Here is a 23,992-nt window from a genome sequence, read left to right on the forward strand (position 1 = left end):
CGGGAGTATCGGGGTACGGCGCGTATAGATTACACCAGGCGGCAGGCGCTACTCCGCGCTGGCGAGATCGCTCGCCGAAGAAATGGATGAGAAAAAGACGACCAGCCCTGCACCCTTGCGCCGCCACGGTCACGACAGCGGCGGTGCGTCTCAGACAGGCCGCCGCCCGCGAAACGCGTGCGCCAGCGTGGCCCCGTCGACAAACTCCAGTTCGCCGCCCATGGGCACACCCTGGGCAATACGGCTGACGGTTACAGCGGTGCCGGCCACCATTTCCAGAATGTAATGCGCGGTGGCTTCGCCTTCTATCGTGGTGCCGGTGGCCAGGATGATTTCGTTGATACTGCCCGCCTGCACCTGCTCTTCCAGTTGATCGAGCCCGATCTGGCGCGGGCCCATGCCGTCGATGGGCGACAGCTGGCCGAGCAATACGAAATAACGGCCCCGGTATTCACCGGATTGCTCTATCGCGATCACGTCCGCAGGCGAGGACACCACACACACCTGCCCCTGGTCCCGGCGCGAATCCGCGCACACCGGGCAGAGGCCGCCTTCGGCGAAATTCCTGCACCGCTCGCACTGCCGCACGCCATCCATGGCCTGCCCCAAGGCAGCGGCCAGATGTCGCCCGCCCTCCCGGTTGCGCTCCAGCAAGTGATACGCCATACGCTGCGCGGAGCGTGGCCCCACGCCTGGCAGGCAGGTAAACGCATCAATCAGGCCTTGCACCAGGGGGCTATGTTTCACCGGATCGCTCCTAGAACAGCTTGAAGCCCGGCGGCATCGGCATGCCCGCCGTGACGCCGGCCATCTTGTCCTGCTGGTGCCGCTCTACCCGGCGCACCGCATCATTGACGGCAGCGGCCAGCAAATCTTCCAGCATTTCCTTGTCTTCGCCCATCAGGGCTGGATCAATTTCCACGCGGCGCACGTCGTGCCGGCCATTCATGGTCACCTTGACCATGCCGGCGCCTGCTTCGCCCACCACTTCCGCGTTGGCGATTTCATCTTGCGCCTGCTTCATTTTTTCCTGCATGGCCTGCGCCTGCTTCATCAGGCTGTTGATATCGAAATCCATGCTGTCCTCACTGGGCTAATGGCCCTCGGTTTCGGGTGGCTCAATGGAGTGTTCATCGAGGCGACCGTTGAAGGTTTCAAGTAGCAATCGCACTGTGGCGTCTTCACTGAGTGCGGCTTTCGCCTGATCCAGCTGTTGCTGGCGCCGGCGGGCAGCCAGCTCGTCGGGCGTGTCACTGGCGGTGTCATCCACCTGTAGCGACACGCTGACGCTGTGGCCGAGATAGCTGCCGAGACCCTCCTCCAGCGCCTGCAAGCGCTCGCGGCCGGCGAGCACTTCGTAGCCGGCGCGCATCGCCAATTGCCAGCGGCCTTCGCTACGGCTCACCAGTACACAGTTGCGCGCCAGATTGCGCACGACGCCTTCCACCGGCAGCCGCTCCACCAGCGATGCCCACCAGGCTGCGGGATCGGCCAGCTCGCGCTCATCGGGCTGCGCAGTGGCGGCGGGTGCCGGCCGGGCGGGTGCGGCCTCCGCGGATGCCGTGTGCGCAGGCGTTGCCGGCGCGGGTGGCTCGGGCTCAAACCGAGACTCGGGCCGGGGTTCAGGCCGGGAGGACTCGCCAGCCTTGAGGGCGGATTGCGGTGTGGCGTCACCGGATGTCGCAGCCGGGCGCTGGCTTGCAGCAAGCTGCTCGCTCAGGCTGGGCATGGGCTGCGACGGCTCAGGCGGGGATTCAGGCTCGCGTTCAGATGTGGGCGCTGGCGCCGATTCAGGTGCGAGCTCAGATTTGGGCTCAGGTGCGAGCCCATGTGCAAGTTCAGGCGTGGGCGCCTGCTCAGGCATACCGGGCGCGTACGAGCGCGGCGGCGCGGTGGGCGCCGAGTCAGGCGCCGGGCGCGGGGCGGCCGCCAGCACCGGCGCACTGTGCACCGGCGCTGGCTCAGAAGGCTTTTTTACCGGGGCTGGCCCTCCTGCGATCACCCCATCGGGACGAAACACCAGCATCCGCAGCAGGATCATCTCAAGCCCGGCACGGGCATCGGGCACCTCGGGCAAATCACGCCGGCCACGCACAGCCACGTCATAAAACAGTTGCAGTTGTTCGGCCTGGAAGGCGCCCGCCAGCTCTGTGAGTGATGCTTCGCTCTCACGCTGCGGCACGATTTGTGCCACCGCCAGGCGATGCAACATGGTGATCAGTTCATCCAGTAGCGACAGCTCATCCGGGCTGTGCTCGGCCACCTGATCCAGCGCAGCCAGCAAGGCGGCCGGATCAGCCTCTGCCAGCGCCCGCAGCAGCACCAGCACATGAGCTCGATCCACGGTGCCGAGCATGCTGCCAACCTGGCTCTCCGTCAGATGCTCGCCGCTGAAGGCGATGGCCTGATCGGCAAGGCTCAGCGCATCACGCATGGAGCCGCGTGCCGCACGCCCCAGCTGCATCAGCGCGCCATCTTCGAAGCGGATCATTTCACGCTCCAGCAACAGCTTCAGATGGCTGGCGATGCGATCCGCCGGCAGGCCCTTGAGATTGAATTGCAGGCAGCGCGACAGAATGGTCACGGGCAGTTTCTGCGGATCGGTAGTGGCAAGCAGGAACTTCACATGCGGCGGCGGCTCTTCCAATGTCTTCAGCAGCGCGTTGAAGCTGTGCGTGGAGAGCATGTGCACTTCGTCGATCAGGTAAACCTTGTAGCGGCCGCGTGTCGGCGCGTACTGCACGTTATCCAGCAGCTCACGGGTATCTTCCACCTTGGTGCGGCTGGCCGCGTCCACTTCGATCAGATCGACAAAGCGGCCCTCGGCAATTTCCTGGCAGCTGTCACAGACACCACAAGGCTGCGAGCTGACACCCTGCTCGCAATTCAGGCATTTGGCGAGAATCCGGGCGATGGTCGTCTTGCCACATCCGCGGGTGCCGGTAAACAGGTAGGCATGGTGCAGACGGTCCTGATCCAGCGCGTGTGTGAGCGCTTTCGAGACGTGCTCCTGGCCCACCAGTTCGGCAAAGGTGCGAGGCCGGTATTTACGCGCAAGAACCTGATAATTCATGTATTCCGCAGCCGTGAAGTGAAGAAGGCAATGCTAGCGTAGCCACGCCCGGACTGCCAGCAGACGCAGCGGCCTCCCACATGCGCACAGCAGCGCGGGCCTGAAATGGAGGTGGCCTCGCCAGCCACACCCCGGCACACGACATCACTGCTACCGTTGCTCCCTTCCGGGCCTGGCGGGGTTCACAGCTGGTCGTTGCGGGGGGACCGACGAGGCCACCATTAACATCTGGCTCGGCACAGAAGTGCACAAGCTGAAGAGGCGCGCATTGTGGCGAATGGCGCCGGGCTTTGCAACCGCCCGGCTCACCGGGCTGCCTGCCAATGGGGCCAGCTGCCCAGCACTTCTGTCTCGAACCGTTCTGCCGCCAGTGGACGCGCCACCAGGTAGCCTTGCACATCGTCACAGCCGAGCGATTCGAGCAATTGCAACTGCCCCGTTGTCTCCACCCCTTCGGCCAGCACGCGCAAGCCGAGGTTCGAGGCCAGCTCGATAATGCTCGCCACCAGCACCCGGTCGTGCGTGTCGTGCTCGATGTCGCGAATAAACGAGCGGTCGATTTTTACGGTATCCACCGGCAACGAACGCAAATGAGATAACGACGAAAAACCGGTGCCGAAATCATCCAGCGACAAGCCGTAACCCAGCGCCCGCAGCCGCCCGAGCACGCGCACCGCATCATCCATATCCCGCATCGCCGAGCTTTCGGTAATTTCGAATTCCAGCTGCGCGGGCGACAAGCCATAGCGCTGGCGCAGCTTTTCGATCCGCTCCACCAGCAACTCATCGAACAGCTGCCGTGCGGACAAATTGATCGACAACACCAACGGCGTGGCCTGAGCCGGCCAACGGGACAGCGTTTGGCAGGCTTGCTCCATCACCCAGTAACCCAGCCGCAGTATCTGTCCGGTTTCTTCCGCTACCGGGATAAATTCCTGCGGCGGAATCTCCTCGCCGTCCGGGGTGCGCCAGCGCAGCAGCACTTCCGCACCGGCCAGCACACGGCCATCCAGATGCATGCGCGGCTGAAACGCCAGCCACAACTCGCGCGCCGGCTCAAGGCGCTTGAGCAGCGTGGCTATTTCGGCGGTGCGATTCAGCTGCGCGAGCATTTCCGGGCGATAGAAGCAATGCTTGTTCTTGCCGGCGCGCTTGGCTTCATACATCGCCAGATCGGCGCTGCGCACCAGCTCCTCCACATCGGCACCATGCCCCGGATACCAGGCCAGCCCGACACTGCCGCTGAGAATGAATTCGATGCCGTTGAAGGCAACCGGCTCGCGCACCGCCAGCAACAGCTGATCAACCCACGCTTGAGCCTGTGGTGCCGTCATGCCCGGTGCAAACAGTACGAACTCATCGCCGCTGTAGCGCGCTGCCAGAGTGTGATCGCCGGTCAGTCTGACCAGCCGCCGGGCGATGGCGACCAGCGCCGCATCCCCCGCCTTGTGGCCCAGTGAATCATTCAGCAGCTTGAAATCATCGAGATCCAGAAATGCCAGCAAGCCGCTTTGCTGCCCGGCCAACCGCTCGCGCAAACGCCGCTCGAAGCAGCGCCGGTTCGGCAGCCCGGTCAGCCCGTCGTGATCGGCCAGATGCGCCAGCTTTTCCTCATGTCGCCGCCGCTCGGAAATATCGCGCACGATTGCTACATATTGCCGCGAGGCGTCCAGGTGCATATCCGAAACGGTGATTTCCACCGGAAACAAACGGCCGTCCCGGTGGCGTGCGGTAAACTCCCAGGGCCGCGAGCCCACCTGGCCGGCGCCCACCCGTGCGTTGAGCCGCAGCAGCGATCGGCGCTGCGTTTCGTGCAGCGCAGCCGGCGCCAGCAACGTCACCGGCTCGCCCAGTACCTGTTGTGCCTGGTAGCCGAAGATGCGTTCGGCCGCTCGGTTGAAGCCTGTCAGCAGCCCTTCCGGTGAGCAAATGACCACGCCATCGGAAATCTGCCCCAGCAAGGCATCGGTCAGCTCACGCAGCTCTGTTTCCCGGCGGCGGCTGTAACGCACATGCGCCAGCGCCCGTTCACCAGCATCCAGCGCCTGTGCCGCCAGCCGCTGTTCGCGGCGGGCCCAGATCAGCAACAACGCCACGGCCGTCAGATAATGCAGCGCCTGGGTTGCCCCATAGCCCCACAACTGCCATGGCGAATCCGCCAGCAGCGGCACGGCCAACATATGAAAGCTCAGCAGCACACAACTGCCGGCAAAGAAATAATGCCCGTGCCAACGGTGTGTTGGCCGCTGGCGCATGAACGCCCAGCCGAGCGCCAGATAACCCAGCGCCCCCAGAACCGGCAATACCCGCAGCGCCTGCCCGGCCTCCTCGGCGACCAGCCACAGGCCCAGCCCGGCTAGCGCCAGCCACCGCAACGCAGCAGCCCAGCGCAGCCCGCGGAGGAACATCCAGGCGCCACACAGCAGCAACAATGCACGCACACCAGCAGCATATTCGGATAATGGCGCCGCCAGGGCTTCGCCCGGTGGCGCCAGCGCAGGCAGCAGGTAGCGCAACGCGCCCACGGCGAACGCCGCTGCCCAGAAGAGGTAAGCGCCATGGCGCTCGCGGCGCCAGAACTGCACCATGATCAGCGCCACCAGCACAGCACTGACGGCGCTGCCGTAAAGCAGCATGTCGTACAGGGTTGAACTCGGCATTTTGCTTGTTCTTCTTTTTTTGGTTATTGCAGGCTCACGCCCGTCTCGTCAGGCCAGTCACCCCCCGGCGAAGTATCCCTGACCAGCGGATCATCCCGCGCTGCTCCGCGATGTACAACTCCCGCCTACACCGTGCGTCGGAAACGCCCTGGGCTGACCCCTGTATGGCGCCGGAAAGCCCGGTTGAATGCCTGGCTCGATTGGTACCCCAAGGTGTCCGCAATCGCAATCAACGGCATCGGCGTACGACGCAACAGGTGCTCTGCCTGCAACATGCGTAACGCAGCGAGGTATGACAATGGCGGCTCACCGACCAGCTCGCGAAAGCGCGCCGCAAACGCCGAACGGGATAGCCCCGCCACATTTGCCAGCCCGGCCACCGTCCAGTTATCGCCCGGCCGCTGGTGCATCGCGGCCAACGCGCGCGCCACGCTAGCGTCGCGTAATCCGGCCAGCCAGCCCTGCGTGCTGATCTGCCCGGTATCCATGCAATGGCGCACGCACTGGATGAACAGCACGTCCACCAGGCGATTGAGAATGGCGTCGTTGCCCGGTTGCGGCGAGGCCAGCTCCACTCGTACGAACTGCACCCCCAACACCAGCCATGCGGGCGGGTTCCCGCCGCTGACATGCACCAGCCGTGGCAACAGGCTGGTCAACATGCGCGCCCGTGCATGATCAACGCGAAAGCGACAGATCAGCAGCGAGGCGCCGGCGGCGCCCTCCATCTGCGGAGCCCCCAGCGAAACCCGCCGCTGGCCAGCCGCCAGTGCCTCCAGCAACGCCGGCGCATGCTCCTCTGCCACGCTACCGGGTTCGATCACGGCGCTTAGCCGATAACCCTCGCCGCCGGGAAACAACAGCACCTCGCCTGCCTCAGCCACGGCTTGCTCTCCGGATTCCAGCGTGCATTGCACCTGCCCCTGCACCACCACGCAAAAGCCGGCGGAATCCGCCACCTCCCCCAACGACAGCTGCCAGTCGCCGTGAAGCCGTGCGAAGGCATGGCGCGCATCGCGAAAGTGAATATCGTTGATGACCGCACTCAATGCATCTGCCGGCTCTAGTACTGGCCCGTTGCCTGGCCCTGTAGCGCTTCTCCCTGTACCGCTCCCTGGTTGATGCTGCCGATTTCCTCCGGTCACGCCAAATCCCCTTTTAAATGTATACAACAACAAAACTGGGCCTGCGCCCGGCACACCTGGACGCTAAGATAACTTTAGGCGACATTTTGTGATAGATAATCCTGAAACTTCTCGCCAACATGTATGTTCTTATTTATTGCAAGGTGAGGCTGCACCGTGTCCACCCATGAACTTCCGCTTTCCGATGCCCACACCCGGCGCCCTGTGATCGCCTGGCCAACGCTGCTGCTCGGACTTGCCGCCGCCACCCTCTGGTTCGGGAGCAGCGCCGCTGCACTGGCCGGCCATCTTGGCACTGGCTGGGCCATCGCCCTGAATGCGCTGGCGGCGTTCTGGGCGTTCACGGTACTGCATGATGCCTCCCACAACGCCATCAGCCAATATCGCTGGCTGAACGATTGGGCCGGCCGCCTCGCCATGCTGCCGTTATCTCCGGCGCCCATTTTCAAGGCGTTTCGTTTCATTCACATGCAGCATCACCGCTTTACCAACCAGGGTGGCGCACTTGATCCGGATGACTGGTGTGGCGGCGGCCGCGCCTGGACGCTGCCTTTCCGTTGGGCAACGCTGGATCTGCGTTACTACGTCTACTATCTGCCCAAGCTCAAGCAGCGGCCGCAAGCCGAGCGGCGCGAAACCATGGTAGCTGCGCTGGTGGGGGTGGTGCTGGTGGGCATTCCGGTCGCCGCCGGTTACGGCATGGCCGTGCTGCTGTATTGGCTGATTCCCGCACGCATTGCCGTCGGTCTGCTGGGTTTTGCCTTCGATTTTCTCCCGCACCACCCTTACAAGGTGAGCGCACAGGAAAACCCGTGGCAGGCCACCAATAACAGAGTCGGCATGGAATGGCTGCTGACGCCGCTGCTGCTGTACCAGAACTATCACCTGGTGCATCACCTGTATCCGCGCGCGCCTTTCTACCGCTATCTGCGGTTATGGCGAGCGGCGGAGCAGCAGCACCTGGCACAGCAGCCTTATCTGGTCAGCCCGCTGGGGCGGCCGCTCGCGCCGCCGGCTTCAAACGCGCCGAAGGTTTCAAAGTAGCCGGCAGGCAGACGGCGCCTTACAAGATCGGGCTGTAATTTTCTTCCATGCCGGCTTGCCGGGCCTCGCGGTGTTTTTCGTTCATCACCCGGGTTACCCGGCGCACCTGGTCATCATCATCGGCATCCACCATGACCAGATAGCGACCCTGCTCCACCTCGGCCAGATATCGCAGCAAATGGTGATTGCGCCGGCTGATGCCCACCAGCCCGCCCATCCAGGCACCGTGCGCCCCGGAGAATGCCGCCGTGATCCACACCGCCCAGGCATTGAGCGGCAAGCCGAACGGATCGGCCGCCATCAGCATGAAACCCACCAGCGCGCCGATGACTACGCCGATCACACCGCCCCAGAAGCCCGCGTACACAATATCGGTTTGCGACCATAACGAAGGCACCTGAAGCTGCGCACGCTCAAGTTCAGCGGTATCAGGGCCGATCACCGACATCCTGTTACTGCCGATGCCCGCTGCGGCCAGATCGTGATTGATGCCGGTCACACTGGGTAACGACTGCGTCAAGAAGTAGAAGCGTTTCATTGCATTGCCTCCTGATCACGCCAGTTCCTTGCGAGCATGGCGAGGCTGCCCTGAAAACAGCATCACAAGCCATCAAGCTCGCTGCCATGAATGCTCTTCCAGTATGGAGAGAACGGCGGCCAGGTATATCCGCAGGCTAGATTTTCTTGCTATGAGCAGCATTTCCCATAGATCGGTTTTGGCTATGAGGCAGCGGTAAACAACTGTCGGCTGCGCCACCTGCCCCAGCGATAATAGGCCACGGAAAAACCACTGCTGATCAGGAAACTGGTACCGATCCCCAGCGCGATGCCCGCCTCGCCATAAAGCGACGTCATCCAGAACGTCAATGGCACGCGCAACAGCCACAACGAGATGATGTTCAGCATCAGCACCTGGAACATGGCACCCGCCCCTCGTACGACGCCATTGAGAATGAAATTGAGGCCTATGAACGGATAGAACAGCGCAATGGTGCGAAGATAGGAAACGCCAAAGGCAACACTGCCCTCATGCTGGATGAACAGCCGCACCAGCGGCTCCGCCAGCAAAAACAGCATCGCCGCACAGGCCGACATGACCGCCAGGTTGAATGCGATACCCACACGCGATATCTGTGCCACACGCCCCCATTGCGCTGCACCGATATTCTGCGCTGCCATGGCATTCACGGCCGCACCCAGCGCAACCGCGGGGAGCAATACAATATTATCCAGCCGCTGTGCTACACCAAAGCCCGCTACTACATCATCGCCAAAGGTGTTCACCAGAGACAGGATGGCTGTCATGCCAGCGTAGATGACGATCATCTGAATGCCCGAGGGCACGCCCAGCTTGAGAATCGTTGCTACCTCCTCCTTGCGCGGCAACTGAAAGCGGAACGAGCGGTGCACCAGACGCCGGGAGAGATAAACAACACTGGCCAGAAATGCGATGGCTTGCGCCAATACCGTGGCCACAGCGGCACCGTTGAGGCCGAGCCCGAAACCGGCAATGAAAACCGGATCAAGAATTGCGGTGAGCGCGGTTGCCAACAGCACAAAATAAAGAGGTGTCTTGCTATCGCCAAAGGCGCGCAACAAGGTGCCGACAAAGTTGTAGCCAGCCAGAAACAATGTGCCGATAAAGTTGATCTGCAAATACTGATGGGCTGCTTCCATGATCGGCGCGGGGGTATTCAGCAGCGCCAGCAGGTGAGCCGAGCCGAAATAGCCGGCCATACCGATCAGTAGAGAGAGCAGCGCCAGAATAATACTGAATGCACTCAGATAAGCATTGATGCCCGCCTGCTCGCCAGCACCCTTCAATTGCGCAAAAATCGTCAACGTGGCGTTGTTCATGCCCAGCACGAAAGCCAGAATGACCACCATCACCGTGGTGCCTACCGTGAGCGCGGCAAAGGCTGCACTACCGAGCAGGTTGCCCACCCAGAGCCCGTTGATCAGCAACATGGAAGCCTGCGCCAGATTGGTCAGCAGGATGGGAAACGAAAACCGGAACAGCGTGCGCGGCACCGAGCCTTCGGTGAACTCATTTTTCACTCGATATAGCCCTTTTTAAACGGCGGGGACACGCAACATATCGCGCAGGAAAAGCCAGCTGGCGGGGCCCGCAACACCTGCCAGTCAAAAAGCCATGACAAGGTAAGCTATGACAAGCCAAGTCAGCACACCATACCCGGCGCTACTGCTTCTCTCGGCGCAGGGCAGTAAAACGTAGCGCTGATCTGCGCGGCTGAAGGCGTCGATCCTTTCTTCAGTTCCATCGTCGATGTCCGACGCAGTATTTCCGATATCCGAGAAAGCACCAATGCTCGCCCAGCACACGGATCTTTTGTGCGCCCCTCTCTTCCGGGCCAGCATCGCTCGCGCCGGAACGCATGAAATCTGGGCTTAAGAGTGCGAATCCGTGCGGAAAGGCCGCACGGAAATCGACAATGAATCTTTTCAACAGCGCATCTTTGCCAGAGCACCATACAGAAAGCCGGCCACACAAGGTGGCCGGCCTGCGACATAACACCACAGGGCACTACACAGCACTACTGAGGGAAGCGACAGTGGAGCGTCGCCGCTGTGCGGCCCTGGCCGTCAGCTCAATGGGTGATCTGGATTTCACGCGGGCGGCTGGCTTCCGGCAATACACGCCGCAAGTGGATTTCCAGCAGGCCATCACGCAGCGAGGCGCCCTCCACCTGAACATGATCTGCAAGGCGGAAGTTGCGTTCAAAACTGCGACGCGCAATGCCGCGATGCAACCAGGTTACAGACGCACCTTCACCACCCGGGACGGGTTTTTCCTCATTCTGGCGACCTGTCACGGTCAGCAGGTTCTCCTTGGCCGTAATCTGCAAGTCGTCTTGCGTGAAACCCGCAACGGCCATCACCACTCGGTAGCTGTCCTCACCCTCGCGCAAAATGTCGTAAGGGGGATAGCTGCTCGATTGATCGGCACGCAGCGCCGTGTCGAGCAGTTCATTGAAACGATCAAACCCCACCGTATGGCGGAACAACGGCGCCAGTGAAAACTGTGTACTCATCATGTTTCCTCCAATACACGCAGCACGAGCCCAGCCGGCAAAGCCAGCTCTGCGGCACCCGCGAAGCGCTATCTCAGTCAGAAAAAGAACAGATTGTCGAAACATGTGACGAAACACCGGCCGGAGCTGTCACACTCTTGAATATGCGGCCGCCGGGCTACTTTTCAAGTACACCAAACACAACAAATGGAGTGAGGTGAGTAGTGCGCGGAGTAGCGATGAAAGTGGCGATGAAAGCGCCGGAAGCGCGGCGTGGCGGCGATAACCGCCGCTGCATCCAGGCGCTGGCCCGGCGGAAAGGCCACTGGCGCTGCCTACCGCCCCACAGCGCGCAGCAGGCGGCCGGCGATGCCCATTCTGTCACGGCGCGGCGCGATCACTTCCTGGGCAATCTGGTCCCCCAGAAAACACACCAGAGTGCCGGCACGCGGGGTAACCTCAAGCTCCGGGTGCACGCTGTCGATTGCCGGCCACAGCCGCAGCCCACCGCCGTCGCCCTGTGTCCACAAGGCATTGAGATAGATCACCACCGACACCAGGCAAGCGGCGCCATAATCTTCCGTGACCAGGTGGCGGCGTTGGGCGACGCCAGCGGCCTGCACCACGAAATCGGCTTCCATCGTAGCCAGTTCGGGCAACAGGCGCTGGCTGATCAGGCAACGCAGCTGCTGCAACTCCTGCAAGAGCCGCAGCTGTGCCAGGGTGCCGCCGTTGAGGCGGTAGCAGCGGTTGCGATGCAGTGCAGGATGGGCCGGCGGAAACAGATCATGGCAGGACTCCCGAACGCTGAATTCGCCATCCAGGTCACGCTGCAACGCCTCGCTGCGCAGTGCACGCACCAGCACCGGCGAGAAGTAGGCTTGTTCCAGCGCGTAGCCGCGTGTGATCAGCCCGTCAACGATCCGGCTCCGTGCTCCATTTCCCGCTCCACCGCCCACCGGCGGCTGCATCGTATCCATCGGTTTGTCCGGCGCTCGCCAGAGCGCAGCAAGTAGAATCCGATCTGTATAGCGGCCCCGGCAGATATCTGCTCAGTGCAACGCGCCATGCGGCGGCGCATCATTGTCCGCCAGGCCCTCCGGCCCCATCAGGCAGTCGGTCTGCTGGCAGTCATCCAGAAGCTGCTGGCAGGCGTCCATACAGGATTGCACAAAATACGCGAATTGTTTCGCGGTAATGCCCTGCTGCGTCAATAGCAGATCGCAGGCCACCATGCGCGGTAACGTGTCGTCGTTGACATCCAGAAAGATCTTCAGCATCGGAAAGCTCATGTTGAGCCGGCCGAGATCCGCCTGCACCAGAAACAGGCTGGAGGGCCTGATCTCCAGTTCGGTGCTCAGCAGGATGCCGTCGTCTTCCAGAAACAGGCGTGCATCAAGCACGCCCTCACGCGCCTGTAGCGCACTCAAATGCAGGCCATGGCATTGATCACAGATATAATATTCGATGCCCGCCTGTTGCAACCAGCGTTCCAGGTGGCCGGCGTCGGGCGTTACGAGAGAAAGCATGCCGTACTCCGATCTGACTGGCCGCGAATGATGGGGGATTAGCGGGCCGATTGAAAGAGCACCTGCCTGACCGGCCACACCCGGCCTGGCGACCATTTGCGTCATTGGCGTAGCCGTGCAGGCTCGCTACGCTGCCGGGCAGCCTGACTCTGATCGACCATTGACCACGAGTCATCGCCCATCGGCGCGAGCCGGTGCATAACAAGCATAATACTCGCACAACGTCGCCGGGGGGCGCCGTTGCACACAGGGAGATACAGAATGGCCCGATATGTCGCGTTTCAGTCCACGGAGCAGCTCCACAACACCACAGATGGCTTCATCCAGCGCATGAAAGGCCCGCAGCCAAGGCTGGAGCCGGCTACTGTGGAAGCCATCATGACAGAGTTTCTGCAACAGGCGCTGACGGTATTCTTTTTACGTCCCAGTGAACTGGTCGGCCTGAGCGGCGGCCTCAAGCGGGCGGTGGCGCTCACCGCCGACACCATCAACAAGGCCTCCCAGCTGGTAGTACGCCGGGCCACGAAGAAGCTTGATCTCGCGCAGCATCGGCAAACCGCCGACTATATGGATGAAATGCGCCGCATGATTCCCGACGCCGAAGGCACCGAAACCTGGTATGTGGTGTTTCCCATCGACAGCGCCCTGGCAGACAAGCTGGAACGCGCCCGCGAGCTGTGCGAAGCCAATGATCCCACGGCCGCCCGCCCGCTGCTGGTGGAGTACTTGCACGAGATGACCGATGTCGCCCTGCACTGGTATTTCGAGCGCCCGATTGCCCTGCTCGGCTTCGGCCCGATCCTGCGCAAAGTGGCTGATGTGGCGCTGCACACCACCAGCAAGGCCACCCATGCCGTGATCCGCCGCGTCTTCGCCGAACTGGAAGGCGAGCAGGTGACGCACGCCACTCTCTATATGCACAGCCTGCTGCAAGAGATCGGGACCGATTGAGCCCCCGGCAGGTGCTGTCAAACAATCCCGGCCAGCAGCTTGCCTGCCGGGAAACGATTGTCTATGTTCGTGCCGAGGATCGCCCGGTTCCGGTGCTCTGGCGGCAGCATTTGCCGCAGCACCAGCCGGGCGTTGTCGTCTCTGAAGGATGGGGAAGCCATGCCTGATAACGCGATCAATAACAACAACATTCCGCCCCTGCCGCAACGGCTGATCGATGACCGCGGCCAGGTGGCTTTCGGCATCTTTCCCGGCAGCCTGCCGTTGATCAACGGGCGTGATGCCGATTACCGTACCCCGATGGGCCGGCCCGCCAGCCGCCTCGCCCGTCATTTCAATTACAAGCAATTTCAGTATTTCGGCATCATCAGCGACGATCTGCTGGCCGGCTGCGCGCTGGCGGATACCTCCTGGCTCGGTGTTGCGTTCTTTTATCTGTTCGAGCCTGCCACCGGCAAACTGATCGAGCACACCTGGCGCTCGCCGCTATCAAGCGCCATGCAACTCTCCAGCTCCCCCGTGGAAGGCGACAGCCGCTTTCGCCAGCGCGGCGTGGATATACACATGGGCTACCGCAAGCATCAGGGCGGCCTGCGCAAGACACTCTCGGTGCAGCTGCCCTCGCTGTCGCTGCAAGCGGAGATGGATGAAAGCGCCGCCTACCAGCCCATGTCGATCTGCACACGCACCGGCGTCAATGGCTGGGTTTACGCCAACAAGGTCGCCGGCACTCCGGTTGGCGGCACGCTGCAGCGAGACGACGAGAGCCTGGATCTGACCGCACTCGGCGCCTGCGGGCACCATGATTTTTCCGCTGGTTACATGCGCCGGGAAACCTTCTGGAACTGGGCCTGCCTCAGCGGCCAGGTGGGCGGCAGAAGGCTGGGCCTGAATCTCTCTTGTGGTGTCAACGAAACCAGCTTCACGGAAAACTGCTTGTGGCTGGATGATCAACTGATCAAGGTCGATACCACCATCTTTCACTACGACCGTGACGATCTGCTCAAGCCCTGGCGCGTAACCAGCCGTGATGGCCAGGTGGCGCTGCGCTTCGAACCCTTGGGCAACCACCGCGAACATCTGAATCTGGGGCTGTTCGCAACCAACTTCAACCAGCTTTTCGGTTGCTTCAGCGGGGATATCCACCTGCCTGGCGGCGATCGCCTGACGGTACAGAATCTGTACGGTTTCGTAGAGGAACAATACGCAAAATGGTAGAGCCGACCCCCGCTCCGGAGCACCGCACAGCACGCGAAAAAGTTCGCTTGGCGATCATCTGGGTTGTCCAGTACTGGCGTGAGCTGTTCAATTTTCGCTTCGACAAATACATGATCATCCAGGTACTGCCAGGTGTGTATGGCCTCGCTCTGGTGGCGATTGCCTGCGGCCTGCTTTATCTGTGTGTAGAAGCATTTTTCCAATCCACCTGGCGCGGCCTGTTTTATCTTTTTTTTGCCGCACCTTTGACGTTTCTGGTACTGGCGTCTGTGCTGCGTGCGCTGCTGGAGTTTTATCGCGTCGTGTTTCGCATCGCCGAACATGTGGATGAGCTGGTGGGCATCCGCGACACGGTCGATCGCCTCTCCGGCATCAGCGATTCGGTGGATGAGATGGCCGCCCTGACCCGTCGCATACCCTTCTGGCGCGCGCTCACCGGCACCGGCAAAGCCGCCCGGGGCAAGCCCGCCGAGCCACGGCGGCGCGCCGACAACGGCGACAGCCCGGCCACTGGCAAACCACGCGCAGAATAGCTGCCGAGCGCTGGCCGGGCACCGTCAAAGCTGTCAAAGTGCGAGCATGAATCCGATTGCTCAACTACAGTTTGCTAACCGCTACCGGCAACTGCCCGAGAGCCTCCACGTCGATGTGCTGCCCCAGCCGCTCGCAGCACCGCAGCGGCTGGTGGCGCGCAGCGATGATTGCCTGGCACTGCTGGGCCTCTCACCGGAAAGCGTCAGCGATGCCCATCTGCTAGAGGCATTTTCCGGTGAGCACCTGCTGCCGGGCATGGCGCCCGTGGCGCAAAAATACACCGGCCACCAGTTCGGGGTGTACAACCCCGATCTCGGCGATGGCCGGGGCCTGCTGCTTGGCGAAGTACAGCGCACTGACGGCCGGCGGCTGGACCTGCATCTCAAGGGCGCAGGCCAGACCCCGTTCTCCCGCATGGGCGATGGCCGCGCTGTGCTGCGTTCCTCGATTCGTGAATTTCTGGCCAGCGAAGCACTGGCCGCGCTCGGCATTGCCACCACCCGTGCGCTGTGTGTGATCGGTTCCGACGAGCCGGTCTGGCGCGAGCGCCGCGAAACCGGCGCCATGCTGGTGCGCGTGGCCAGCACCCACGTCCGCTTCGGGCATTTCGAATATCTGTTTCACAGCGGCCAGACCCCGCTGCTGACACCGCTGCTGGATTACGTCATTGATGCCCATCTGCCTGCGCTGCGCCAGGCCGAGCAACCGGCGCGCGAATTCCTGCGCACCGTAGTGGCGCGTACTGCTCACATGATCGCCGGCTGGCAGCACGCCGGTTTCGCTCACGGCGTGATGAACAGTGACAACATGAGCGTGCTGGGCGAAACCTTCGACTACGGGCCATACGGTTTTCTGGATGCGTTCGAACCGGGGTTTATCTGCAACCACTCCGACTGGCAGGGGCGCTATGCGTTTGATCAGCAACCGCGTGTCGGCTTGTGGAATCTCAATTGCCTGGCGCACGCTCTGTCGCCGCTGGTCGAGCGCGATGATCTGGTCAGCGCCTTGCAGGAATACGAACCGGCCTTTCGACAGCATTATCATGCCCTGATGCGCGCCCGCCTCGGGCTGCAACAGGCCGAGGCCGAAGATGAAATGCTGATACAGAGCCTGCTGGAGCTGATGGCACGCGACGGTGCCGACTACACCCGCAGTTTTCGCGGCCTGTGCGAGTTCGATCAGCGCACGCTGACGACACCCGCTCAGGATGAATTTCGCGATCGGGATGCTTTTCAGGCGTGGGCGCGCCAGTACGCCACACGGCTGGAACGGGAGCCGCAGGACGAGCATGCTCGCGCTGCGGCCATGCGCGCCGCCAATCCACGTTATGTGCTCCGCAACTATCTTGCTGAAACAGCAATACGCCGGGCCGAGCAAGGCGACTTCAGCGAGGTGGCGCGCCTGCACCAGCTGCTGCGCACGCCCTTTGCCGAACAGCCCGAGCAGGCGCATTACGCTGCACTACCCCCGGATTGGGGGCGGCATCTGGAAATCAGCTGCTCATCCTGACACTCTTTACGCTCTCGCTCTCTTCAAAGCGGTTGGTTCTTCAAGCTGTTGAACCCCGCCCGCCACTGGTGCGTGACAGCGCTGCCAGTAGCAGGCGTCGATAAAGCCGCTCCCGCAGGCCGCTCGGCTCGGCCAGGCCCATGCGTGCCAGATGTGGCTGGAATTGTTGTTCTGCCTCCTCCCGCACCAGCGAGCGTCGGCCGAGTTCCAGATAGGCTTTCCGGCTGGCTTTTTCCTTCAACCAGTTCAGCGCCTCCAGCAACTGCTGCTCCGTCTCGGTAAAGTCGCAGCCCAGTGGGAAGGTGGGAAATGCCCCGGCGGGCGCCTGCCGGGCTCGCTCAGCTAACCGCTCCGGCGTGTTATAGCGGAACGCCTCGGGCACTTGATAATCCTGCGCGATCTTGCCAGCCTTGCGCGCCTGCTCCAGCAACTCGCCCTGAAACCGGCTATCGGCAATATTGACCAGGGCGGCGATCACTTGCGCATCAGTTTTGCCGCGCACATCAGCAATGCCATATTCAGTCACGAAAATATCCCGCAGGTGGCGCGCAATAGTGGTATGCCCGTAAGACCAGACAATATTGGACGCCGCCTCGCCGCCGCGCTCTCGCCAGGCGCGCAGCAACAAAATACTGCGGGCGTCCTCCAGCTCCTGAGCCTGGCTGACAAAATTATATTGGCCTCCAACCCCCGACAGCACGCGCCCATCCTCAAGCTGATCGGACACCGCCGCCCCCAACGCCGTCACCGTGAACGCCGTGTTGATAAAGCGCCCATCGCGCCGCTGAAGCCGTTTCAGCGTTTCATCACCGTAAAGCTGATTGATGAAGCTGACACGGGTCATGTTGATTGCGCTCGCCAGCTCGGGCGTCAGCTCCCGCAGCCGCTGATAGAAAGCGGCCGGGCCGAGGAAAAACCCGCCATGCATCAAGGTGCCGCCCCGCAGTAGCCCGCCATCCAGATGCGTCTCAAGCACTGCCCGCGTGCCGGCGTCTCGCAGATCATTGGGCAACAGCGCACCATCGAGGCTCAGCCCGTCTTCACGCAACTGCATCTGTGCCGGCAGCAGCCCCAGCTCCTGCAACCACGCCAGCGTCGCGCCATCGAGCGCATCATGCAGCGCCCCCGCGGCCCGCAGCGCGTCAAGCGAGGCCAGCGTCGCTCGCGGTTCCAGCAGCCCCTGATTGATCAGCGCTTGCAGATACTCATCATCGTAGACGTGGCGCCGCAACACGCCGCCATCCACCAGCGACATCAGCCCGTGCGTGAACATCTCGCTGCATCCGTACAACCCTTGAGCAAACGGCGCTCGCCCGCCCTCGCGGTCAATCAGGGCTGCAAAGCGATCAAGCTCGAAGACATCCAGCAACGCCCGGTAGTGTTCATTGCTGCGCTCACGCAACAAGGTGTGATGCACCAGCGCATCGCCCAACGCGCCAATGCCGATCTGCAACATGCCGCCATCGCGCACCAGCGTGCTGGCGTTGAGCCCCACCAGGTGATCCTGAAAGCTGACCGGCATATTCGGCGTACTGAACAGCCGTGTGCCGGCATCCGGTGCATCAATGAGCAGATCGAACAGTGCCGCATCAACCTCGGCATCGTTGCTCATATAAGGCAGCTCGGGATGCACCTGAGCGATGGTGATAATGGTGTCGCCGGCTTCACGGCGCCGCGCCAGGCGCGGCATCAGATCCAGCGATACTTCCGGGTTACAGGACAAGCTCACCCGCCCCGGCCGATCTTCGCGCACCGCAACCATCTGTGCCGCCACATTGACGCCTGCGGCATCGAGATCACGCGCCACATGGGTATAGTTGCTGCTGATATAATCCCGCTGCGCTTGCGTACTGTTCAACAAGGTACCTGGCTGAAAGAAGAACTCTCGCACCGACACGTTCGCCGGCAGTTGATTGCGCCGCATGGCGTGCAGATAGGCCAGCTCTTCATAATCGCCAAAGACACGCTCGGCAAAGGGCGTGAGAAACCGCGCCTCCAGATCACTCCCCGCCGACGGCCGGCCGAGCGACAGCGCGGTATAGATAGTGAGGGAAATCGAGCTGTCTGCCACCGCACGGTGGTACAAGGCATTGACCAGCTGGTTCGGCTTACCCAGCCCCAATGGCAAACCGAGGCGAATCTCGCCACCGGTGCGCCGGATAATTTCGTCCACTGCCACGTCGATTGACGCCACGCGCTTTGCTGCCGCCATGCACCACTCCTTGCTGTGTTGTCAATTATCCTGAAGCTGATCCGGCTGCATTGGCTGTCAATGCACGGTCATACGCGAAAACAGATTGATGACAGCAACGCCGATCACAATCAGCGCCATCCCCAGCAGTGCCGGCCAGTCCGGCATCTGTTGATAGAGCACCGCGCTGGCGCCCCCTATCAGCACAATACCCACGCCCGACCAGATTGCATAGGCAACGCCCACCGGAATCGAACGCATCACCAGCGCCAGAAAATAAAAAGCACAAGCGTACCCCGTGATCACAACAAGGCTCGGGCCGAGCCGTGTGAAACCTGAAGACGCCTTGAGGGCCGACGTGGCGATCACCTCGGCAATGATGGCAATTCCCAGCAGCGCATAAGCGGGCATAGCACCTCCTGAAAAGAACTGGCTTTGCCAGCGGCGGCAAGGCGACACCGGCTCCGGTCGAACACACTATCAGGAAGAGTACGCAACATCTGGCTCGCTGCGAAAGACTGTCGCCCGATCTTGCCGGCCGGCGCCGCACCAGTTGGCACCCGGGCGGGCACACCAGCGAGATAAGCGTGCCAAGTGACGACCCGGTGATGATGCATACCGCAGGTTTTACTCACCACCATTCGCAAAGTGAATCTGGCAACAACGACGCAGCGCCAGATTCAGGGCCGCGTCACAACACGAGAAGTACCGGGAGCAAGCCGTGTCACGACGGCGTAACAAGCAAAAAGCCCGGGCGCCGCATAATACGGCACCCGGGCTTCTCGCGAGCTGTGGTGAGCATCAAGGAACACGCGCTTGCCACGTTGCTCGATGTACTGCTTGAATAGCCCTGAGCAATCCTTACGCGGTAATCGCGTGGATTTTCTGCATCAGTTCTTTCTGCTCGGCGGTCGGCTGGGCAGTTTGCAGCGCCATCAGCTTGCTCATGTCGCCTTCGATACGGATCTGGCCGCTCATGAAGCCCTGCATGCCTGCGGACTGATCGCCTTCGATGAAGATGCGCTTGGCCAGATCCGCCGGCAGGATCAGCGTGGTCGGCGCGCCGTCCTGGTGGCCTTCTTCGATCATGCCGCCTGCCAGCGCCATTTTCTTTTCGCCAGCGTCGGTGTTTACGGTGATGTTGATCACCAGGTCGGCCAGTGCCGGCGGCGCCTGAATGTCGCCAGCTTCAGCACGCAGCTCTTGGACCTTGGCAAACCATTCGTCAGACAGGAACTCGCTGCTCATCTCTCTTCTCCTTGGTGTGGTTGTCGGCCCAATGGTTGATCCATCCGGCGTACATTCAAACGGTCGTTCGAAAGTCTCCGTACCATATAGAACGTCAGCCTTTCAGGCAATAGCCTTAAAGGCCAGTCGGCTGGCGCAAACTGTCAGCACCGGCATCATGCTACACACCCGGCGTGCCCTACCCAACCGACGCCCTTTCAATAGAGATAATTGAACATTTTGCGGCGATATTCGCTAGCCAGCGGATCGCCTTTGGGCAAGCACTCGAATACCTTCAATAACCCCGCCCGAGCGATACCGTCCCGATAACCGCCGTGCTCACGCAGCAATTGCAACAACGCCTCCAGGCTGTCTCGAAACTGCCCGGCGGCGGCGGCCTGCAAACCGTATGCATATAAGGCAGCGGCGCGGTGATCGCCCTCGCCGGCCTCGATCTGCCGCGTCAGCTCCGCCAGCGATTGCGCCGCCTGCGGTAATTCGTCCAGCAGTGTCAGGCGCGCCCGGAAGGGCGCCAGCTCCGCGGCATCCTCGACCACCTCGGCAAGCACCGATTGCGCTTCCTCGACACGTCCCTCGGCCAGCAGGTACTCGACCAGCACGGCGCGCAGCGCATGGCTCTCGGGTGTCTCTGCCAGCAGCTGCCGCAGAGCCGCCTCGGCCTGCTCTCCATGGCCCGCTTCGATCGCATCACGAATCCGCGCGATCAGCGCCTGTTCCTGCTCGGCAGCGTCCTGCTCCGCATTGCCCAGCACCGGCGCCAGCCACTGCCGCAAGGCCGCCTCGGTTTGCAGCCCGGCGAGCTCCGCTACCAGCTGGCCCTGAAACACCAGCTTCAGCGTCGGCAGGCTGCGCACGCCGAACTGCGCGGCGATGGCCTGCTGCTCGTCCGCATTCACTTTGGCGAGTACCACTCGGCCGGCATGCTCCTGCACGATCTTTTCCAGTATCGGCGCCATCTGCTGGCAGGGCTGGCACCAGGCTGCCCAGAAATCCACGATCACCGGCACCTGGCGGGAGTGCTCAAGCACCTGCGCCAGATTCTGCTCGGTCACATCAATAATGAACTGTTCTGCTTGTTGCACGATGAATCCTCACTCCCGGAAGGCAGTCGATTGTACGACATTCGGCCCGCGAGCATAGCCCGTGCCAGCCGCCAGCCACAGCCGCCGTCCACACCGAAGCGGCAGATTTTTACGCCATTTTTGCCTTGTTGTTCCCCTACCGGGGCCACGCTGGACTACCATCGACCCACGCCCACCCTACTACCGGAGCTGGTCATGACTGTGTTCGTCGCTGCCCTGGTTCTGCTGGGGCTGCTGTTTGCCCTGTTTTATTTCGAGACAGCACTACACACCGGGTCGGCAATCTTTGCCGCAGCCTGGCTGCTGCTCGGCTTTCTTGCGCCAGTGCTGTGGCATCCGGCAGCGCTGCTGCCGCTGATCCTGGTGCTGGCGGTGCTCAACATACCCGCGCTGCGTCGTGCCCTGATCAGCCGGCCCGTCTACGGGCTGCTGAGCAAGACCATGCCCACCATCAGCGATACCGAGCGCGAAGCACTGGAAGCCGGCACCACCTGGTGGGAGAAGGAGCTGTTCTGCGGTCGGCCGGATTGGCAGATGTTCAGCCAGATCAGCCTGCCCCGCCTCACCGCCGATGAGCAATCCTTTATCGACAATGAGGTCGAGCAGCTGTGTGGCATGCTCGATGAGTGGCAGATCCACCATCATCTCAAGGATCTGCCGGAAGACGTGTGGCAGTTCCTGCGCAACAAAGGCTTCTTCGGCCTCATCATCCCACGGGAATATGGCGGCAAGGCGTTCTCGCCCTATGCGCAAAGCCGGGTCATGAGCAAGATCGCCACCCGCTCGCTGACCGCTGCCGTAACGGCCATGGTGCCGAACTCGTTGGGGCCGGGCGAGCTACTGATGAAATATGGCACCGATGAACAGAAGCAGCGCTGGCTGCCCGGCCTGGCAGACGGCACTGAGCTGCCTTGTTTCGGGTTGACCGGGCCGGAGGCCGGCTCCGACGCCGGCGCCATCCCGGATGTCGGCATCGTCTGCCGGGGCGAACATGAAGGCCGGACAGTGATCGGCCTGCGACTCACTTTCGCCAAACGCTGGATCACGCTGGCCCCGGTCGCCACCGTGATCGGGCTTGCCTTCCGCCTGGAAGACCCGGAGGGCCTGCTGGGTGACGCGAGCAAACAGGATTACGGCATCACTTGTGCGCTGGTGCCCGCCAATCACCCCGGCGTGGAAACCGGCCGGCGGCATTACCCCGGCGCCCCCTTCATGAACGGCCCGGTGACCGGGCGCGATGTGTTCATTCCGCTTGACTGGATCATCGGCGGGCAGGAAATGGCCGGTAAAGGCTGGCGCATGCTGATCGAATGCCTCGGGGTGGGTCGCGGTATCTCACTACCTGCGCTGGCCACCGCCAGCGGCGAGGTCGGCTACCGCAGCGTCGGCGCGTTTGCGCGCATACGCCGCCAGTTCAATATAGAAATCGGCAAATTCGAAGGCGTACAGGAGGCCACGGCAGAGATTGCTGCGCTCACTTACACGCTTGAAGCACAGCGGCATTTCGTCACCAAAGGGCTCGAAGACGGTACCCCCTCGGTGATGACGTCGATGGCCAAGTATCACGCCACCGAAATGATGCGCACGCTCATCAACCACGGCATGGATATCGGCGGCGGCCGCGCCATCCAGCTCGGCCCGCGCAATTTCATGGCGCTGCCTTACCAATCGATTCCGGTTGCCATCACGGTCGAAGGCGCGAATATTCTCACCCGCTCGCTGATGATCTTCGGCCAGGGCTCAATGCGCTGCCATCCGTTCCTGTATGACGAGTTGCAAACCCTGACCAGCAAAGATCACCAGCAAGGGCTGAAGGATTTTGATCCACTGTTTTTCCGGCATGTCGGTTATACCTTGAGCCGCATGGCCCGCACGCTGGTGCTTGGGCTGACCGCCGGCCGTTTCAGTACCATACCGGACGATGCCAATGATTTTGCCGCCCCCTGGTATCGGCTGCTGAACCGCTTCAGCGCCACGCTGTCGGTCACGGCAGACACCGCACTGGCTGTGCTGGGCGGCGACCTCAAACGGCGCGAACTGCTGTCCGCACGGCTTGGCGATGCCCACAGTCAATTGCTGCTGGCCTCCGCCATCCTTAAATTTCATGCAGGCCAACCGGCAGACCGGGCCAACGATGCGCACGCGGAATACGCGCTGACCAGAGCCTTTCATCTTGCACAGGAAGCATTGTTCGCTTTCTATCGCAATTTTCCGGCACGCTTTGCGGCACTGCTCGTGAAAGCCATGGCGTTTCCGTTTGGCGGTGTCGTGAAAGCGCCCAATGACGACATGATCCGCGAGCTGGGCACGCTGATCATGGAGCCGACCTCGGTACGCGACACCTTCGGCAGCTTCACCTATCTCAGTCTGGATCCCGAGGATGCCCTCGGCCGAGTGGAATGCACCTACCGGAAATTGCTGGAAGTGGACGATGCCTGGCAGGCAGTGTTGAAAGCGGTAAGCCGAGGCAAGCTGAGCGGCCGTAGCCTGGCCGAGCAGCTCGACGACGCCGCCGCACAGGGCATCATTCGGCAGGAAGATATCCAGCCACTGCTGGAATACGATGCCATGCGCTACGACTGCCTGCTGACCGATGCCTTCGATCCGGCGTTCTTCACCGAGGCGCAAGCGGGCGGCTCGCGGCAGCCACCGGCGCCGGAAGCAGAACCGATCTTCCCGAGCAGTCAGAGTGCGGCGGGTGGTGTTGCGGGCGACGGGAACGAAGCAGCGAGCAAAACAGAAAGAATGGAGGCGCCCTGAGAGGCTGCGCAGCGGG

The 23,992-nt window shown here is 62.0% G+C and carries 21 protein-coding genes and 1 other RNA gene; 6 read left to right on the top strand and 16 right to left on the bottom strand.

Annotation, left to right across the window (positions count from 1 at the left end; all coding sequences use genetic code 11):
* Positions 1-150: 150 nt before the first annotated feature.
* The 6 genes from recR to MU846_RS02895 all read right to left on the bottom strand — a co-directional run bounded on the left by recR (position 151) and on the right by MU846_RS02895 (position 6,782).
* A complete protein-coding gene (recR, locus tag MU846_RS02870; protein WP_246948146.1) occupies positions 151-747 on the bottom strand; it encodes a recombination mediator RecR in 597 nt (198 codons plus the stop codon).
* Positions 748-757: 10 nt separating this feature from the next.
* The gene (locus MU846_RS02875) at positions 758-1,078 is read right to left on the bottom strand and encodes a YbaB/EbfC family nucleoid-associated protein (RefSeq protein ID WP_246948148.1); all 321 of its coding nucleotides are present in this window, start codon (positions 1,076-1,078) and stop codon (positions 758-760) included.
* Positions 1,079-1,093: 15 nt separating this feature from the next.
* Positions 1,094-3,073 carry a DNA polymerase III subunit gamma/tau gene (gene dnaX, locus MU846_RS02880; RefSeq protein WP_246948149.1) on the bottom strand — a complete coding sequence of 660 codons (1,980 nt, stop codon included), beginning with the start codon at positions 3,071-3,073 and terminating at the stop codon, positions 1,094-1,096.
* A 115-nt stretch (positions 3,074-3,188) separates the two neighbouring features.
* An RNA gene (ffs, locus tag MU846_RS02885) (signal recognition particle sRNA small type) lies at positions 3,189-3,285 on the bottom strand.
* Between the two features lie 93 nt (positions 3,286-3,378).
* Positions 3,379-5,733, bottom strand: a complete 2,355-nt coding sequence (locus MU846_RS02890) for a putative bifunctional diguanylate cyclase/phosphodiesterase (protein ID WP_246948150.1) — start codon at positions 5,731-5,733, stop codon at positions 3,379-3,381.
* Positions 5,734-5,858: 125 nt separating this feature from the next.
* Positions 5,859-6,782, bottom strand: coding sequence for an AraC family transcriptional regulator (locus MU846_RS02895; protein WP_246948151.1), 924 nt, complete (start codon positions 6,780-6,782; stop codon positions 5,859-5,861).
* 252 nt (positions 6,783-7,034) lie between these two features.
* Here MU846_RS02895 and MU846_RS02900 point away from each other — a divergent pair, with 252 nt between their 5' ends.
* The gene (locus MU846_RS02900; RefSeq protein WP_246948153.1) at positions 7,035-7,922 is read left to right on the top strand and encodes a fatty acid desaturase; all 888 of its coding nucleotides are present in this window, start codon (positions 7,035-7,037) and stop codon (positions 7,920-7,922) included.
* A gap of 19 nt (positions 7,923-7,941) precedes the next feature.
* Here the strand turns inward: MU846_RS02900 and MU846_RS02905 are convergent, their stop codons facing one another.
* The 5 genes from MU846_RS02905 to MU846_RS02925 form a co-directional block, all read right to left on the bottom strand.
* On the bottom strand, positions 7,942-8,460 hold the full coding sequence (locus MU846_RS02905; RefSeq protein ID WP_246948156.1) for a hypothetical protein: 519 nt from the start codon (positions 8,458-8,460) through the stop codon (positions 7,942-7,944).
* A 182-nt stretch (positions 8,461-8,642) separates the two neighbouring features.
* Complete coding sequence (locus MU846_RS02910) at positions 8,643-9,980, bottom strand: MATE family efflux transporter (protein WP_246948159.1); 1,338 nt, start codon at positions 9,978-9,980, stop codon at positions 8,643-8,645.
* 551 nt (positions 9,981-10,531) lie between these two features.
* Positions 10,532-10,975, bottom strand: coding sequence for an Hsp20 family protein (locus tag MU846_RS02915; RefSeq protein ID WP_306799186.1), 444 nt, complete (start codon positions 10,973-10,975; stop codon positions 10,532-10,534).
* Between the two features lie 314 nt (positions 10,976-11,289).
* A complete protein-coding gene (locus MU846_RS02920; protein WP_246948164.1) occupies positions 11,290-11,934 on the bottom strand; it encodes a 2OG-Fe(II) oxygenase in 645 nt (214 codons plus the stop codon).
* A gap of 72 nt (positions 11,935-12,006) precedes the next feature.
* Complete coding sequence (locus MU846_RS02925; protein WP_246948166.1) at positions 12,007-12,483, bottom strand: type III secretion system chaperone family protein; 477 nt, start codon at positions 12,481-12,483, stop codon at positions 12,007-12,009.
* Between the two features lie 261 nt (positions 12,484-12,744).
* Here MU846_RS02925 and MU846_RS02930 point away from each other — a divergent pair, with 261 nt between their 5' ends.
* On the top strand, positions 12,745-13,434 hold the full coding sequence (locus MU846_RS02930; protein ID WP_246948170.1) for a hypothetical protein: 690 nt from the start codon (positions 12,745-12,747) through the stop codon (positions 13,432-13,434).
* 17 nt (positions 13,435-13,451) lie between these two features.
* On the opposite strand, the gene MU846_RS02935 is transcribed toward MU846_RS02930, so the two are convergent.
* Positions 13,452-13,595, bottom strand: a complete 144-nt coding sequence (locus MU846_RS02935; protein WP_246948172.1) for a hypothetical protein — start codon at positions 13,593-13,595, stop codon at positions 13,452-13,454.
* Between MU846_RS02935 and MU846_RS02940 the strand changes: the two genes are divergently transcribed.
* From MU846_RS02940 to MU846_RS02950, 3 genes are read left to right on the top strand one after another with little or no spacing between them, the layout of a single operon-like run.
* Positions 13,594-14,652 (top strand): DUF2804 domain-containing protein, encoded by a 1,059-nt coding sequence (locus MU846_RS02940; RefSeq protein WP_246948174.1) that lies wholly within the window; start codon positions 13,594-13,596, stop codon positions 14,650-14,652. The two genes, MU846_RS02935 and MU846_RS02940, sit on opposite strands and share 2 nt — an antisense overlap.
* On the top strand, positions 14,646-15,185 hold the full coding sequence (locus MU846_RS02945; protein ID WP_246948176.1) for a DUF4282 domain-containing protein: 540 nt from the start codon (positions 14,646-14,648) through the stop codon (positions 15,183-15,185). Before MU846_RS02940 ends, MU846_RS02945 begins: the two co-directional genes overlap by 7 nt.
* Positions 15,186-15,231: 46 nt before the next feature.
* Entirely contained in the window at positions 15,232-16,695 is a 1,464-nt protein-coding gene (locus MU846_RS02950; RefSeq protein WP_246948178.1) for a protein adenylyltransferase SelO, read from the top strand.
* Between the two features lie 40 nt (positions 16,696-16,735).
* Here MU846_RS02950 and MU846_RS02955 read toward each other — a convergent pair whose 3' ends face one another.
* The 4 genes from MU846_RS02955 to trxA all read right to left on the bottom strand — a co-directional run bounded on the left by MU846_RS02955 (position 16,736) and on the right by trxA (position 21,216).
* Complete coding sequence (locus MU846_RS02955; RefSeq protein ID WP_246948180.1) at positions 16,736-18,907, bottom strand: acetyl-CoA hydrolase/transferase C-terminal domain-containing protein; 2,172 nt, start codon at positions 18,905-18,907, stop codon at positions 16,736-16,738.
* A 57-nt stretch (positions 18,908-18,964) separates the two neighbouring features.
* A complete protein-coding gene (locus MU846_RS02960) occupies positions 18,965-19,297 on the bottom strand; it encodes a DMT family transporter (protein ID WP_246948182.1) in 333 nt (110 codons plus the stop codon).
* Between the two features lie 450 nt (positions 19,298-19,747).
* On the bottom strand, positions 19,748-20,134 hold the full coding sequence (locus MU846_RS02965; RefSeq protein ID WP_246948183.1) for an SCP2 sterol-binding domain-containing protein: 387 nt from the start codon (positions 20,132-20,134) through the stop codon (positions 19,748-19,750).
* A 197-nt stretch (positions 20,135-20,331) separates the two neighbouring features.
* Positions 20,332-21,216, bottom strand: coding sequence for a thioredoxin (trxA, locus tag MU846_RS02970; protein WP_246948184.1), 885 nt, complete (start codon positions 21,214-21,216; stop codon positions 20,332-20,334).
* A gap of 195 nt (positions 21,217-21,411) precedes the next feature.
* Here trxA and MU846_RS02975 point away from each other — a divergent pair, with 195 nt between their 5' ends.
* Complete coding sequence (locus MU846_RS02975; RefSeq protein WP_246948185.1) at positions 21,412-23,976, top strand: acyl-CoA dehydrogenase; 2,565 nt, start codon at positions 21,412-21,414, stop codon at positions 23,974-23,976.
* Positions 23,977-23,992 lie beyond the last annotated feature (16 nt).

This window comes from Alcanivorax quisquiliarum (genome assembly GCF_023051175.1).
GTDB classification, from domain to species: domain Bacteria; phylum Pseudomonadota; class Gammaproteobacteria; order Pseudomonadales; family Alcanivoracaceae; genus Isoalcanivorax; species Isoalcanivorax quisquiliarum.